This window comes from Collinsella sp. AF37-9 (assembly GCF_003475115.1).
Lineage (GTDB): Bacteria > Actinomycetota > Coriobacteriia > Coriobacteriales > Coriobacteriaceae > Collinsella.
Genome location: NZ_QROQ01000071.1, coordinates 1 through 640, shown reverse-complemented (window position 1 = coordinate 640; position 640 = coordinate 1). Strand labels below are relative to the sequence as shown.

The 640-nt window shown below is 44.7% G+C and carries 1 protein-coding gene; it reads right to left on the bottom strand.

The features are described 5' to 3' along the window. Positions 1–448 precede the first annotated feature (448 nt). A partial coding sequence (locus DW024_RS10340; protein ID WP_233541384.1) for a hypothetical protein occupies positions 449–640 on the bottom strand: 192 nt, incomplete at its 5' end.

The following is a 640-nucleotide window of genomic DNA, read 5'->3' as shown; positions in this document are numbered from 1 at the left end:
GCATCGCTCACAACCTTCTCGTAACGAGGCTCATCGAAATTGAACATCCCTTACTCCTAACTCACTTAGATGAACCCTTCATTCATCCCATAACGTTATAATACTTTATATAACTAACTATGCAAGTATTATTTTGCTTCTGCTCTTTCCTCAAGCCCCTTAAAACAACAATCGGCGTTGTTGGACACAGCGCGCAAGTTCATTGAACGATTCAATGTGCATCGTCTCTGGTTAAATGACGTCTTATGCAAATACCTTTAATCCGCTTGAGGCCGACGAATCTTTTGACTGCCCGCAGAAGCTTTCCCGGAATTCCCTATGGATAGACGCACCGGCAATCGCTTCGTTATCTGGCTTATTGCGCATTGCCGGGGCGTCTGGGAGAAAGCACAATCTACCGCGTGGTCAACTAGCGTTTCATCGGAATCGACCGCATCCGCGCTAAATACTAAATCGCAATCGTTGAAACTCGTCCGATCATATGGCGGCAATTTCTCGCCATAAAAATGCGTACGAAATAAGGGGGCAGCCGTTTGCAACTTGCTTTATTCGTAAATGTTTTTACTGAAAAAACAATCACCAACCAAACAGCACTGGTGACGCATAATTTCTTTCGCAAATTGACAACCGCATAGCGGAA